At 35.1% G+C, this 15,814-nt stretch carries 11 protein-coding genes; 8 read left to right on the top strand and 3 right to left on the bottom strand.

Features of this window, described 5'->3' with window-relative positions; translation table 11 throughout:
• Positions 1–10: 10 nt before the first annotated feature.
• Positions 11–4,912, bottom strand: coding sequence for a PKD domain-containing protein (locus BM371_RS12000; RefSeq protein WP_081874523.1), 4,902 nt, complete (start codon positions 4,910–4,912; stop codon positions 11–13).
• Positions 4,913–5,211: 299 nt separating this feature from the next.
• Here BM371_RS12000 and BM371_RS11995 point away from each other — a divergent pair, with 299 nt between their 5' ends.
• Positions 5,212–5,934, top strand: a complete 723-nt coding sequence (locus BM371_RS11995) for a helix-turn-helix domain-containing protein (RefSeq protein ID WP_051882577.1) — start codon at positions 5,212–5,214, stop codon at positions 5,932–5,934.
• Between the two features lie 84 nt (positions 5,935–6,018).
• Positions 6,019–6,234 carry a hypothetical protein gene (locus BM371_RS11990; protein ID WP_034673670.1) on the top strand — a complete coding sequence of 72 codons (216 nt, stop codon included), beginning with the start codon at positions 6,019–6,021 and terminating at the stop codon, positions 6,232–6,234.
• A 154-nt stretch (positions 6,235–6,388) separates the two neighbouring features.
• On the opposite strand, the gene BM371_RS20415 is transcribed toward BM371_RS11990, so the two are convergent.
• Positions 6,389–6,559, bottom strand: coding sequence for a lmo0937 family membrane protein (locus BM371_RS20415; RefSeq protein ID WP_034673671.1), 171 nt, complete (start codon positions 6,557–6,559; stop codon positions 6,389–6,391).
• A 1,633-nt stretch (positions 6,560–8,192) separates the two neighbouring features.
• Between BM371_RS20415 and BM371_RS11980 the strand changes: the two genes are divergently transcribed.
• The 6 genes from BM371_RS11980 to BM371_RS11955 are packed head-to-tail and all read left to right on the top strand — an operon-like array spanning position 8,193 to position 15,472.
• On the top strand, positions 8,193–9,668 hold the full coding sequence (locus tag BM371_RS11980) for a hybrid sensor histidine kinase/response regulator (protein ID WP_034673675.1): 1,476 nt from the start codon (positions 8,193–8,195) through the stop codon (positions 9,666–9,668).
• Positions 9,669–9,672: 4 nt separating this feature from the next.
• Positions 9,673–13,284 (top strand): response regulator, encoded by a 3,612-nt coding sequence (locus BM371_RS11975; protein ID WP_034673678.1) that lies wholly within the window; start codon positions 9,673–9,675, stop codon positions 13,282–13,284.
• Positions 13,285–13,297: 13 nt separating this feature from the next.
• The gene (locus BM371_RS11970) at positions 13,298–13,663 is read left to right on the top strand and encodes a response regulator (protein WP_034677015.1); all 366 of its coding nucleotides are present in this window, start codon (positions 13,298–13,300) and stop codon (positions 13,661–13,663) included.
• Positions 13,664–14,494, top strand: a complete 831-nt coding sequence (locus BM371_RS11965) for a CheR family methyltransferase (protein ID WP_034673680.1) — start codon at positions 13,664–13,666, stop codon at positions 14,492–14,494.
• Between the two features lie 6 nt (positions 14,495–14,500).
• Entirely contained in the window at positions 14,501–15,076 is a 576-nt protein-coding gene (locus BM371_RS11960) for a chemotaxis protein CheB (RefSeq protein ID WP_051882579.1), read from the top strand.
• A gap of 33 nt (positions 15,077–15,109) precedes the next feature.
• On the top strand, positions 15,110–15,472 hold the full coding sequence (locus BM371_RS11955) for a response regulator (protein WP_034673683.1): 363 nt from the start codon (positions 15,110–15,112) through the stop codon (positions 15,470–15,472).
• Between the two features lie 59 nt (positions 15,473–15,531).
• Here the strand turns inward: BM371_RS11955 and BM371_RS11950 are convergent, their stop codons facing one another.
• Positions 15,532–15,810: a hypothetical protein gene (locus tag BM371_RS11950; protein WP_034673685.1), complete on the bottom strand. Its 279-nt coding sequence runs from the start codon at positions 15,808–15,810 to the stop codon at positions 15,532–15,534.
• Positions 15,811–15,814: the final 4 nt, after the last annotated feature.

Genomic DNA, 15,814 nt, shown 5'->3' with positions numbered 1-15,814 from the left:
AATAATTAAATTATTTTTTAAGCAGTTTTGCCTGTAATGGTTTGTCTGAAGTCACAACGCTTACGATGTAAACCCCTTGAAGCCATTGAGATACATTTAAACTTACTTTTCCTGAGCTTGTTTTAAGCTCCTGTTGGAATTTCAGTGTTCCTGAAGCATCATGGATTGTCACCATTTTAGCTTTATTTTCAGAACTACCAGTATCAAAAATTACCTGTACCTCATCCTTTGCAGGGTTTGGTGTTACCTGAATTCCTGAAACTGTTTTTTCTTCAGATGAAGGTGCCACTCTTGATGATATAGAGTAATCTATCGGTTGTTTTACCTCACATCCGTATCCTTTAACAATCATGTCATCAACTCCGCCAGGGAAGCTTGCATTTGGATAGAATAAAATTGGGTTAGCCCACATATTATATGTTCCGCCTGCAGGGATTGTAATGGTGGAAGGACTGTAAGTTCCGTATCCGTTTGCACTTGTTATTGTTAATACAACAGGTGTTGAAGCATAATTGTAAATTTCTCCGTACAAAGCAAAGTTCGGATTGCCGTTACCACGTACAACTTCTACTTTTACTTCGATTTTACACGGTTCAAGGTTACATTTCTTCGGATCAGGATTTACATACATATCGCCGCTCTTCACGGTACATATACCTTGAGTAATTTCTAGGTTATATGTTCCTGCCTGATTGATGTATAAAGGATTAATAAAGTCATAGCTTCCGCTCTGGATATTTGCACCATTTAGTTGCCAGTTGTGACCTTCATAAATTCCTCTTGGTCCGATCAGGTATGAAGTTCCGTCAGGACATACATCATAACAACCGGTAGGGAAGATCCACATCAGACTTTCAATACTTTGAGGAACTATAATATTGTTTTCAACACTACATCCTGATGGAGCAGTGTAAGTTACACTGTAAACTCCACCATGATATACAGTAATTGTCTGTCCTGTCATTCCGTTGCTCCAGTTGTATTGTCCGGTTGACGGTCCTGTTGCGGTAAGTTCAACTTTGTAAGGTTGGCACTCAACAATATTATAGCTTACTCCGATTTGTGAAGGAGGATTGCTTACGGTAATTGTAAAGTCTTTATAATTCTCACATCCCGGATCTCCTACAGGTCTTACCATCAGTCTGAACGTATGCGTTCCGACAGGAAGATTACCTGTATTTAGTGTAATCGGATATGGAGTATTTGTCCAGCTTACTTCTACATTGCCATTTTTCAGCCATTGATATTGTAGTGTATTATCTGTTACTATACCAAATAATGTTGTAGACTGAGTAGCACAGATATTTGCTGTACCTGAGATATTTACATAAGGTTTTGGTCTTACTGTTACCGATACGGCTTGTGTAGCCATGATATAACTTTGACATCCTGTTGCACCTTTCAGAATTGGCCAGTAATTACCAGAAACAGTTGGTGTAAATGTATTGGTATTTGGTGCTCCTACAACCGGCTGATTACCATTCATCCAAATATAACTTGTCGGTGTAACCGAACCGAAATTTGGCATATAATTAATGCTCGGATTAGCAGAGCTTCCTTCACAAACATTGGTATTGAATGCCTGAAGGGTGCCATCAAAATTATCTTGCACGACTTGTACATTATGTGATAAACTAGTGTAGACACAGTTTTGAGGTGTTGTCGCCTGAAGATAAATTGAACTTGTCCCTCCTGTATTAAATGTTATTTCAGTGGTAGGCCCGGAAGCTACAAAAGATGTGTTATCAAAGAACCATTTGTAGGTATTATTTGAATTATAATTCGGAATGGTTAATAGCACAACTTCACCTTTACATACCGAAGCAGGTAATCCTGTAAAGTTCAGGTTAGGAGCCGGTGCAATTGTATAGGTTTCCGTAATTGTACACGGCAAATTGTTCCCGCCTGCTAAAGTTAAATTGAAGGTATGTACTCCCGGAGATAAATTGCTGAAACTTGCAGTCTGGCCTATTTGTGAGAAAGGTCCTCCGTTATCCCATGTAAATGAAATATCATTCTGATTAATATCAAAAATTGTCGAGCTGTTGTGTAATGTTACATTAAAAGTACCATTACTGCCACAGGTCTGAGTGATATTAAATTTAGGCTGATAACGTTTTATCATTTCGATTGTCTTGCTGAACCAGCAGTTACCTATTCTGATACGAACCGTTACTAAATGTACTCCTGCAATATTTGTGGTAAATTGCGCATTATTAGTACCTTGTCCGCCAGTTAATGTAAGAACAGAGTTCGATAACCATTGCACCTGATCAGGAACTACACTGTAAGAAGCTTGTGCTGATAAAGTGTTGCATCCTGTCCAATTAGCTGTAACATTAATGGTAGGTTCCGGAATTGTACAAGAATTATCGTTACACTCCTGTGTTACATTTATCGTTTGAGATCTTACCCAACATCCATTAGCATCTTTTACTCTCACAAAATATGTTCCGTAAGGATTTGTACCCTGAATGAGGAAAGAATTTAAGCTTCCTGTTTGTACTACTACATTATTTTTTCTCCACTCAAATACTGTTGACGGGGTAATGCCTGTCGACATATTCGCGTAAAGTGTATAAGGAGTATAATTCGTAGGATCACAAATTTCAACATTTGCCGCTGGAGTGATGGTAATTACTGTTTCAGGATAAACAATAAAACTGGCACTTGCAGTAGGTTTATAGCTACAGCTATGAGCTCCGTTGATTGTAACGGTCACTGTTTGACTGATGTTTGCTCCTGTATTGTTCTGGATATAGCCTTGGTTAATAAAGCTATAGTTTCCTGAAGCATCAAATGTAGCTGTATGAGATGATCCGTTTGCGAAAGTAAATACTACATTCGTAGCATTGGTAATTCCTCCCTGATCGATGGTAAAGCTTAAGCCTGATTCACCTAAACAGATGTTCTGAATATTTGTGAAATTAATTACCGGAAGCTTATAAAGCTCAACAGGATAATTAAAGATATATTCTACGCCACATTTTACAACCTTTAATCTAAGGTCTGTCGTATTAATTCCGCTTGAAATTTCATTGAAATTCACTGTTATCTGATCCGTTCCCTGCCCGGAAACAAAGCTTCCGAAGTTAGGGCTTGCAAATGACCATTCAATCTGATCAGGAACAACGCCGTTGAAATCTGCTTTAAATATCATCGAGGAACTCGGGCAATATGGTCCCGGAGCAGCAGCAACGATATTAGCTGTAAGATTGATTTTTTTAATCAAAAGCGTTAAAGGATCAGATAAACAACCAACAGGATCGAGAGATTTATTTCTTACCGATATTGCAAAATTGGTTGCACCAGGATTAAAGATAACCGTTACAGATTGTCCCGAATTACTTCCCTGAATCGTTCCGTTTACAACTTCCCAAACAGGTATTACGCCCGGAGTAACGATAGACAGACTATAAGTATAAGGTACTCCTGTACAAACTCTTCTTTCACCGTTGATAACTCCTTTAGGAACAGGTGGTGTCGGAACAACTCTTATGATTCTCGGCTCTCCGGTACATCCGCCAGGTTTTGTAGCAGTGATGAAATAGGTTCCCGGAGTCGCAAATAAATAATTTGAAAGAGTAGGAGAAGGTGTAGGAGAGGTATAAATAACCGTATTATCCTTTGTAACCTCCCAAATTACATTCACACCAGGGTTTGCATTAAATGTCTGTGTTGTATTGGAGCAGATTGTATCTGAACCACCGGTAATTGTCACCGGAGCGTCTACATTAATGGTGATTTCGGCATATCCTTTACAACCCAATAGAGTATTTGTATAGTTACACATTAAAGTATAGGTTCCGGTTTGGTTAGCCGTTAAAAATACCTCATTTCTATGTTCATTATAAGTAAGTTGTGCACTTGGTCCTGTAACGCTCCATTGGAAGCTTGTTGCAGGCCATTGCGGTAAATAATATTTTTCCTGTTTACCTACACAAATCGCTTCTTTTCCTTGGATTTTAGCTTTAGATAAAATAACAGGAACTTTTACGGTAACCCATTCAGGACATGTACAGTTAGATAAATACATTACATACCCGAATCCTTCTGAAGGATCTACTTGATCCCATTTTACATCGATCGAATTACCGTTATTTGTTATAATCGTTCCGCCGATTACATTCCATTTTCCTCCGCAGTCATCACTGGATGTATATGTTGCAACACTTCCTTCACAAACTACAGAAGGACAAGATATGGTTACAGGTTCAGCTTTAAGTACTGTAACTTCCAATGTGTACGTATCAGTACAATTACATTGATTGGTAACGGTAAGCGTTACCGGATATGTTCCAGCTGCTGTAAAGGTATGTGATGGCTCAAAAGCACTGGAAAAAGTGCCGTCACCAAAATCCCAATGATAATATACAATATCACTACCCCCATTTTGCTCAGATATATTATCAAAATAAATAGGGGTATTTCTGCATACTTTTGGCTTTGTACCTCCTGCAGCCTGAAAATTGGCTATAGGTTTATTAATTTTCTCAATACATATCGTACGGTTTTCTGTAGTACCGTTTGAATAGGTAATCGTAACCTGAATCGATCCGTTACCAGCAGCACCCCAATGAATCAGAGCCTGAGTATTTCCGACTCCGCTCACCGATTGAATCGAGCCGCCACCAACATTCCACTGAACATTGCTAATATTTGCTCCTTCAATGGTATAAGTGATTGTTTTGTCTTCACAGACACGAATGCATTCAGAACGTTCAATATTCTGAAACATTTGTCCGTTATCTTCTTTAGGATCATATTCCGATTGATTTTGAGCGCATCCAACCTGAAAATCCCATTTAATAATCGTGCCAGAACTTTGCGAAAACATGAATAATGGCAAAAGTAAGAGCCATACATACAGGAATTTCCGTAGCACAAAGAATGATTGATTAGTTTTTGTCATATAAATTTTTTTTGATTAGTAATGATTTTTAATACTTCATCAAACTTTATAATCTGAGAACAGAATTATAAATAATACAATTACGAAATTTTGTCATAATCAGAATATTTAGGTTAACATTTTTATTGATTATTATTCTAAATCAAGGGATTTTAAATCAGTTTTTTGTTTGTTTTTCCTTTTATTAAAAGGTATTTCGGCTTGATATTAATTTTTTTTTAAAAATAAATCAATATAATTTGAATTTTACTACACTTTTGTTTAGTTTTACATCCATCACCATTGAAATAAAAATTAACATGAAAAACAATTATCCGTTTGTTGCCGATGTACCCGTGTCGTCAGCTGTTGAATTCAAATGTCTCGATTCAGATACCATCACAAGAACTGTTCAGGCTGTCACGCAATTAACCAGCGGCAATATTTTTATCATCAATAATGAAATATTAAACACTTCTAATTCTCATGATCTTTGTAAGGATTGCCTTTTAGAGAATGAAACTCAGAAAGACTCAGCTGTAAATGATAAAATTCTGCGAAATATCTGTCACTTATTTTCCGACTTTTTATCACAAATACCTGTAAACAGACGGTTGGAATATTCTGTCAGCTACGATTTTAATGTTGTTGACCAATCAGGGAAGACGATACTTTATCATCATAAAATAACTCCATTATCATTAAATCCGGATGGTAAAATAGAAATGTCTTTATGTAATGCTTCGGTATCATTATCTAAATCTCCTGGAAATATCATCATATCATCAAAACTTTCTGATATTGTGTGGAAGTTTTGTAAAGAAAATAATAAATGGCAGGCTCAAGACAAGATCAAACTTACAACCAGAGAAACAGATATTGTAAGATTCTATCTTCAAGGATATACGATAGAAGAAATTGCTGCAAAATTATTCATAACAGGAGCTACGGTGAAATGGCACAGAAGAAAACTTTTTGAAAAGCTGAATGTGAAAAATATTACCGAAGCGATATCCTGTCTAGTTCTCAATAGTCTTCTTTGAAAAAATATACCACATCTTGTATATTAATTAAAAAATGGTAAAAGAATTGTATAGAAAGATATAAACAAACTAAAATTAACAGCTATGAATATATCTTTCTACGATTTTAAAAATCTGCCGGATCAGACACAAAAAGACATCGCCATCAATGAAGGCAGGGTAATGAACGAAAGAGTTCTCAATTCTTTAAAATATGTTCTCTATGAAGTGTCATGTTTCAGTGTTGAAGTAATATACAATACAGACAACGGAAAGATGGAAGGATTAAACGTTTTTCAAAAAGCAGTTTATGCAACTTAGATCTATTACACTAAGCTGTTACTATATAAAAAGAGAGTTTGTTTGAACTCTCTTTTTTGTATTTAATTTTAGCTGAAATATTCAGTAATGATTTCAGAAATTCTTCATAAAAAAAACAGCTGAAACAAATTCGCTCAGCTGTTTTTTATAAATCTTAATTAAGTGGTTTTCGTCCCGAAATAACGTTGATCAGCACAACAATTATTGCAATCACGAGTAGAACGTGAATTAAGCTTCCGGTATCCATTCCCGGAATTACTCCTAACATTCCTAACAGCCAAACGACGATGCAGATTACTGCAACAAGCCAAAGTATACTTCTCATAATATTAAATTTTTTGATTGGTATCTATGTATATACATTTTCTGTGCCTTTATTGATTTTTTTGATTCAATATTAAAATGAATTTATTTTAGATAATTTGATAATCAGGGTTTTGATTTAATTGGTGTGGTATATTTTGCAAATGATTTTGTGTTATGCGCAATATAATCTGCAAGAATGTATTTTTAGTTAAATTTTTCACAAGAATTTTATTCCAGATACTACAAAATATTAAAAATGGTTAAAAATAGCATCAGGGCGCAAAAATGGTACGAAATTTCAATAACTATTTTTACTCATGGTAATTTGAGTTTTCATGGTTATTAGTTTTATCCCCGTTATTCGGGGATTTTTTTATTTCGGTTTAGGCCAAAACAAAAAAGTCTTCGGCATATAACCGAAGACAATATTTTTAAGCAAAAAATAAATTTATTTAATTGCTGTTATTAAGTCTTATAAATTGAAGTGACGAAACGATCTTCTTGTTTTGCGAACTGGTAAAACCTAATAAAAATAGCTTTACAACCATATTTTTTTTCCTTTTAGAATTAACCTTAAGTGTCAAATGTGAAACTCCCAAGCCGTTACGGAAACTATAATCTTTAATGCTTGATTCCGGCAATTCTATAAATGGCGGAATGAATTTTTTCATAGTAAAAGGATGGTGCTTTCTAAAAGTTATACAGTTACCGGAATTCTCAAAAACAACGCATTGAAGACGAAAGAGCATAATAACAAAAAAAAGACATAATACTGAAAAGGTGATGTCAACAATCATTTCTTTCGATATCACAATGATACAGACAGATGCTATAATGGATGCCAATAAAATGTAAGCAATTCCTTTTGTTAGCCTGTAATTAGAAATCTTCATATAATCTATTTCTTAAACAATTGATTTGGTTATAATTAGTTCTTAGAAATTTCTTCTCTATTTAATTGTGTTTTGTGTAAAGTATTAATATTAATAAAAGCTTTATTAGTATTTTTTACCGTTTAAGGCAATTTTTGTTTTACAAATTTAATATTGTTTAATCAGTCTTGCAATGCACAAGTAGAAATTTTTACAAATTATAGGTAAGAATTCATAAATTTTAACTCTAAATAGCATTTAAATTATTGTAAAACAGGTAAATAATCGATTTAATTAAATTTTAATAAATATTAAAAAAATATTAATAAAGAAATATGGTTGTAATTTGTGTAAAATTTGTGAATTTACTTAATATCCAAAATAAATCATATTCAATAAAATTCAAATGGCATTATTATTGCCATCGCAGAACAAAAAATCGCTTTCTGTGTTAAGAAGAATAATTTAAACAAAAATGAACGATAATCGTTTTTTTTACTGTTTTAGGGTGGTTGCAATATTTACTTTAATGGTAATGTAATCCTATATTCCTCAATGAAGTGATCTCGATGTTGCTTAGGAAACTGGCTTCAGATTCTTGTTGCTTCAATAAACTGTTCTACTGATTGTGATTATTTAAATATTTTCAGGTGAATTTTTAAATATGTTATTAATAATTACAATTATGATAAAAATGGTTTAAAAATAACTGTTTATCGAATTATTGTGAGTATTTTTGAAACAACCTAAATTATTATAAATTATTGATTTTATATTGACATGATTTTAATCGTTGATGATAACCAAAATAATCTCTTTTCACTTAAAAAACTTTTAGAATCTAAAGATTTTCAGGTAGATACCGCAGAGTCAGGAAGGGAAGCATTAGGAAAAGCTTTAAAAAATGATTATGCACTGATTATTTTAGACGTACAAATGCCGGAGATGGACGGGTTCGAAGTGGCAGAAACTCTTGCAGGATACAGCAAAACAAAAGAAATCCCGATTATATTTTTGTCTGCAGTAAATACAGAAAAAAAATTCATTACCAAAGGCTACGCTTCCGGAGGAAAGGATTATGTGACTAAACCCGTAGATCCCGAAATTCTTTTGCTGAAAGTAAAAACATTTTACAATCTTCAGGAGCAGAGCATAGCTATGAAGAAAACCCAGCAAAGTCTTGAGCTTGAAGTAAAAGGCAGAAGAGAATCTCAGGTAACGATGAAATCTCAGATTGATCATTTTCATCTGATGCTCGAGTCTTTACCTCAAATTGCATTTACCCTAAACCAGGACGGAATTGTAGACTTTGTAAACGGGAAATGGTATGAATATTCTGTTTCAGATACACTTTTTCCGGAAACCCATTCCGATGATTTTGATATTGCTGAAGAATTTGCCCGCTGTAAAAAGAAAGGTAAAGCTTTGGAAATGGAAGTCAGAATAAAGAACAGGAAATCCGGTGACTTCAGATACCATCTTCTTCGTGTAACACCGGTTCGTGATGAAATTGGGATAAAAAACTGGGTGGGAACATTTACCGACATTGATGATCAGAAAAAAGTAGAAAAAGAAAAAGACGAATTTCTAAGTATTGCCAGTCATGAGCTGAAAACTCCCTTAACGAGTATTAAAGCTTATGTTCAGCTTTTAGACCGTAAACTGAAGCTTGAAAAGGAGAGTGCTGAAGCAGGATTCATGGTGAAAGTACATGATCAGATCGAAAAGCTGAATACATTGATCACTGATTTGCTTGATGTTTCAAAAATCGAAAACGGAAAGCTTAAGATCAACAAAAAACCTGCAAATCTTGAGAATACAATTAAAAACGCAATTGATACCATTCTTCAGACTCATGGCGAAAATACCGTGAAAATAGATCGTCATGGATTTATTCCGGAAATTTTGATTCCTTTTGATGAAATCCGTATCGAGCAGGTTTTGATTAATTTTTTAACGAATGCCATTAAATATTCACCACAGAACAATCAGGTGATTGTCACAACTTTTGTAGATGAAGAAGAGCAGGAAGTAAAAGTAAATGTTACCGATTTCGGAATTGGCATTCCGGATTACAAACAGGAGTCGGTTTTTCATAAATTTTATCGTGTAGAAGAATCTTCACTGCAGTTTCAGGGAATGGGGATCGGCTTGTACATCTGTTCAGAAATCATTAAGCAGCATCACGGAAGCATCGGTGTTTCCAGTATTGTAGATGAAGGTTCTACATTTTATTTCACTTTACCTTTAAATTAATTTTATGCCGAAAAAAATACTAAGAAATCTGCAGTTTGGCGTAGGTCTGTCATTAGTTATACTTATTGCAAGTTCAATTGCTTCCTATCTGAGTATTCAGAATCAGATGAATCATCGTGAAAGCGTTGGCAAAAGCAGACGTGCAGTAACCGCTGTAAAAGATGTTTTGGTTGCTCTTCTTGATGCAGAAACCGGAAACCGCGGATACCAGCTTACCGGAAGAGAAAGTTTTCTTGAGCCCTATAACCGAAGTCTAAATGAATATTCAAAAGCGATAGAGCAGGCAAAAAGTCTTGATGTTTCAGATCCCAAACAACAGCAATTATTAAATATTCTAGAACAAAATGTAGAAAAAAGCATTGGCAATCTCAGATTCTACGTAGATAACCGCCGAAAAGGCATTGTAATGTCTCAACAGCAGATCCTGGAAAGTAAAGCTTACATGGATAAATGTCGTGAAGTAGTAAATAGTTTTGTGAAAAACGAAGAAAGTCAGCTGGAGATTAAAAGCAAAGACCTGAACAAATCATCAAACACAACCGTTGTATTTATTGTATTTTCTGCACTTTCTGCAATTGTAGTAACTGCTTTTTTCTATTTAAAACTCAGAAATGATCTTGTTCGCAGAGAAAAACTAGAAAAAGCACTACGAACAAAAGATATTGAAATATCCAGACGTGTAAGTGCGATCAAAAAAATTGCAAACCGTGTCGCAAATGGCGATTATACACAGACTTTGGCAGATGATGCGCAGGATGATCTTGGAGATCTTGTAGATTCTCTGAATCACATGAAAAATTCTCTTAAGAAATCTTTCGATCAGATCAATAAAAGTGACTGGAGACAAAAAGGTCTTGCAATATTAAACGAATCTTTAGTTGGAAATAAAAGCGTAAAAGAAGTTTCGGAAGCATCTTTAAAACAATTAATAGAGTATGGAGGTTGCATCAATGGCTCATTATATCTAATTGATGAAGGCTGGCTTAAACTGGCAGCAGCTTTCGGGTTAGAAAACAATATGAAAAAAACGTTCGAGATCGGAGAAGGAATGATCGGTCAGACGTTTGTGAATAAAAAAGAACAGGTTCATAACGACTTGAAAGAGGGGGATTTTGTTGTCAGTTTTGCAAGCAGTAAGCTTAAAATTAACGGATTACTTTTAATTCCTATATTTTACGGCGGTCACACCATTGGTGTTTTAGAATTGGCCTCGACAACGAATTTCGATCAGGATAAAGTTGATTATTTCATGGAATGCACCAGAAATATTGGTATGGCACTGAACGCAGCAAAAGGTCGTGAAAAAGAGCAGCATTTATTGGAAGAAACCCAGGCTCAGTCTGAAGAACTACAGGTACAGCACGCCGAACTTGAAAACCTAAATACTGAACTTGAAGCTCAGACACAGAAATTACAGGCTTCTGAAGAAGAATTAAAAGTTCAGCAGGAAGAACTGATGCAGGCAAATGCTGAATTGGAAGAACGCTCAAGACTGCTTGAAGATAAAAACCACCTTATAGCTGAGCGTAATAACGAAATTCAGAAAAAAGTTGAGGAACTTGCATTAAGCACAAAATACAAATCTGAATTCCTTGCCAATATGTCTCATGAGCTGAGAACACCTTTGAATTCTATTCTTCTTCTATCAAGATTGATGGCAGAAAATCCTGAGGAAAACCTTAACGAAGATCAGGTGGAATCTGCAAAAGTAATTCAAAGCTCCGGAAGCAGTTTATTGACTTTAATTGATGAAATTTTAGATCTTGCCAAAATAGAATCCGGCAAGATGACTTTGGAATATCACGATGTTGAAATCGATGAAATTGTGAAGGATCTTAAAAATTTATTCAACCCTGTATTTCAGGAAAAGAAGCTTCAGTTTAACATAGACATTGCAGAAGAGATTCAGAAAACAATTAAAACAGACCGCTTAAGAGTTGATCAGGTTCTGAGAAACTTATTGTCAAACGCACTGAAATTTACAACGGAAGGAAATATCACTTTAAATATTAAAGAAGATCTGAAAAAGAAAGATTTCATCATATTTTCGGTAAAAGATACCGGAATTGGTATTGCAGAAGATAAGCAGAAAATTATTTTTGAAGCTTTTCAGCAAGCCGATGGTTCTACCCGGAGAAAATTTGGCGGAACTGGTTTAGGATTGTCGATAAGCCGTGAAATTGCAAGACTTTTGGGCGGAGAATTAATCTTAACAAGTAAAGTGAATGAAGGCAGTGAATTCAGTCTCATCATTCCTGTAAAAGAAATTCCGAACATAGAGCCGATTGAAACCGATCAAAATCTCGTAGAAATCATCCGTGAAGATGTTTCTGAAATCAAAAATATTCTTGATGATGGTGAAACCGAATATTATAACACCATCAACACATTGGAAATCCCTGAAAACGTTGATGACGATAGAGATCAGATCAACGACGGTGACAAAATTATTTTAATTATAGAAGATGATACCAATTTTGCAAAAGCCTTGCTGAAATATGCAAGAATGCAGAATTATAAAGGAATTGTAGTTGTAAGGGGAGATCATGGTCTTTCTGCTGCGCTTCAATACAAGCCACAGGCAATTTTACTCGATGTTCAGCTTCCCGTAAAAGACGGTTGGCAAGTGATGGATGAACTAAAATCTACTCCAGAAACCAAGCATATTCCGGTTCACATGATGTCTGTACTGCATGTGAAAAAAGAAAGTCTTATGAAAGGTGCGATTGATTTTATTAATAAACCGGTGGCTCTGGATCAGATGACGGATGTTTTCCGAAAGATTGAAGAAGCTTTACAGAAAGGTCCGCAAAAAGTGTTGATTGTAGAAGAAAATGCAAAACATGCAAGCGCATTGTCTTATTTCCTGAGCAACTTCAATATTTCTCTATCGGTTGAAAATAATGTTTTAGACAGTGTTAAAGCACTAACAACAGATCACGTTGACTGCGTTATTCTTGACATTGGAGCTTCAAAAGGCAACGAATATCAGATTGTAGAATCTATAAAAAGCTATGAAGGCCTGGAAAATCTGCCGATTATTATTTTTACAGAAAGAAATCTATCTACGTCTGAAGAACTTAAAATTAAGCAGTATGCAGATTCAATCGTAGTGAAAACGGCTCATTCTTATCAGAGAATTTTGGATGAAGTCGGTTTGTTCCTTCATTTGGTGGAAGAAAAAAACAGTTCATTGGAAAATGTACGAAGTAAAACTTTAGGCTCATTAACGGAAGTTCTTAGCGGTAAAAAAATTCTGATTACCGATGATGATGCACGTAATATTTTCTCTTTAACCAAAGCGTTGGAAAAATATAAGGTTGAAGCGGTAGTTGCGATGGATGGGAAACATGCCTTACAGCAAATAAAAGAAAATCCGGATGTAGACGTTATTTTAATGGATATGATGATGCCTGAAATGGATGGCTACGAAACCATCAGAGAGATCAGAAAAATGCCGAAATTTGCAAGACTTCCGATTATTGCTATTACAGCAAAAGCGATGATTGGCGACCGACAGAAATGTATTGATGCAGGAGCTTCAGATTATATCTCAAAGCCTGTAGACATCGATCAGCTGTTGTCTTTGCTTCGTGTTTGGTTGTATGAAAGTTAACAGTAAAATTCTGATGAACAAGAAAGTCTTAATTGTGGACGATGATCCACGTAATATATTTGCACTGAAACTTACCCTGAAATCACGCGGTTATCAGATTGAAAGCTGTACAATGGCTCAGGAAGCTATTGAAATTCTGAAAAACGATCATCATTTCGATGTGGTTTTAATGGATATGATGATGCCTGAAATGGACGGATATGAAGCCATTAAAATTATCAAACAAACTCCGGGTATAGATAAAATCCCCGTTATTGCTGTAACGGCACAGGCAATGCCGGAAGACCGGCAGAAATGCATTGATGCAGGAGCTCATGATTATGTATCGAAACCAATTGATGTGGATCAGTTGATTAACGCTATTGAAAAACTTCTCTAAATGCTGGAACCAAGTATTGTAAAAGACGAAGAAGTAGAATATCTTATCAAAGATGTTTACGAAATGTATGGTTACGATTTTTCGGAGTACAGCCGTGCTTCGTTTAAGCGAAGAGTAAACCGTATTTGTCTTATTGACCGGTTTACAAGTTTTGCCGAGCTTCGTTATACTTTAATGAACGATCCTGAATATCTGAAGCGTTTTATAGAAGAAATTACCGTGAACGTAACAGAAATGTTTCGTGATCCGCAGTTTTTCAAAACTTTGAGAGAAAAAATATTGCCGCAGCTGGGAACTTATCCGTTGATCAGAATCTGGGTTGCGGGCTGTTCTACCGGAGAAGAGGCTTATTCTATGGCGATTTTGCTGAAGGAAGCCAATCTTTATCACAAATCTCTGATCTACGGAACAGATCTCAATCCATCCGTTTTAGAAACAGCCAGAGCCGGAGTTTTCCCATTGCAGCAAATGAAACTTTATTCCGAAAATTATATGGAGTCAGGTGGTAAAAAAGATTTTTCGGAATATTATACCGCCAATTATGACAGTGCCAAATTTGACAAAAGTCTTCAGGAAAAACTTATTTTGTCTACCCATAATCTGGTATCCGACAGTTCATTCAACAGTTTTCAGTTGATTATTTGCCGGAATGTTCTCATTTATTTTGATCGTGGTTTGCAGGAAAGAGTTTTCCGTTTATTCGATAACAGTTTAGAAAATTTAGGTTTTTTGGCTTTAGGTGCGAAAGAAACACTGAGATTTTCTAAATTAGATAAAAATTTTCACCAGATCGATGATCAGAGAATCTGGAAGAAATTAGATCATAACTAAAATTATATGATGCAAGCTGAGAACACAGATACAGAAATGGTAGTGATCGGAGGATCTGCGGGAAGTCTGCAGGTCATTCTGGAGATGATTAAAAATTTAAAAGAAAACTTACAATTCCCGATTGTATTGGTATTGCACAGAAAAGCACATTCAACGAATATTTTGCAAACCCTGCTTCAGCAGTTTATTTCAGCAGAAGTAGTAGAAATTGATGATAAAAGTGAAATAGAAAATGGTAAACTGTACATTGTTCCTGCTGATTATCATCTTCTTTTTGAAAATAAAAAAACGATGTCTCTCGACAGTTCAGAAAAGATGAATTATTCCAGACCGTCGATTGATGTCACATTCCGTTCTGCTGCGGAAGTTTTTGGTGAAAACCTGGTAGGGATTTTGCTTTCAGGGGCCAATGCAGACGGTGTGGAAGGATTGTATTATATAAAAAAAAATAAGGGCAGAGTCTGGATTCAGGATCCCGAAACTGCGGAAGTGAATTTTATGCCGAAACAGGCCGTTGAAGAGATCGATTATGACCGGATCATCAAGCCTGAAGATCTGGCAAATTATATCAATCAATTATAAAAATAAAACTAAAATAAAGTTAAATAAACTGATATGAGTAAAAAGAAAATTTTGATTTTCGATGATGATAGAGCAATCCTCGAAGTAATTACCATTATTTTTGAAGAAAACGGGTATCTGGTCGAAATTTCAGAAACATCTCACGATATCATCGAAAAAGTTTCGAGTTTTAAACCGGACGTCATTCTTATGGATAACTGGATTCCGAAAATTGGCGGGGTAGAGGCTACGCAGCTTTTAAAGAATCATGAAGAATTTAAAAATATACCTGTAATCTACGTGACAGCAAATAATGATATTGTTGCACTCGCAAAAGAAGCTCAGGCAGATGATTACGTCGCAAAACCTTTCAATTTGGGTGATCTTGAAGATAAGGTTGCTCAGTATCTTGGCTAATCAAAGATATTTTATCGTTATAAGTAATCCCTTTCTGTTTTGAAAGGGATTCGTGATTTTTAAACTACATTTCTGATTGGTTCACTTTCTAATTTTACAACGATATTTGGTTGATCTTCATTGTTAATATCGCTTATCAGTGCATGCAAAAAATCTTTTATTTCAGGATTGTTCAAAATCTTTTCAGAAAATGTGGGAGCAATGATTAGTTTTTTAGAAACCAGGTTTTCTGTTAAAATAAATTCATCTTTCAAATCCAGATCAAGATTAAACTGTTGTTTTATACTTAAAGTCAAATAGTATTCTACTACTTCTTTAGTCTGTTTGATACTTTCCATCTTA

Source organism: Chryseobacterium formosense (assembly GCF_900116415.1).
GTDB lineage: Bacteria > Bacteroidota > Bacteroidia > Flavobacteriales > Weeksellaceae > Chryseobacterium > Chryseobacterium formosense.
Note: the sequence above shows the minus strand (reverse complement) of the source record. Positions and strands in the feature narration are given on the sequence as shown.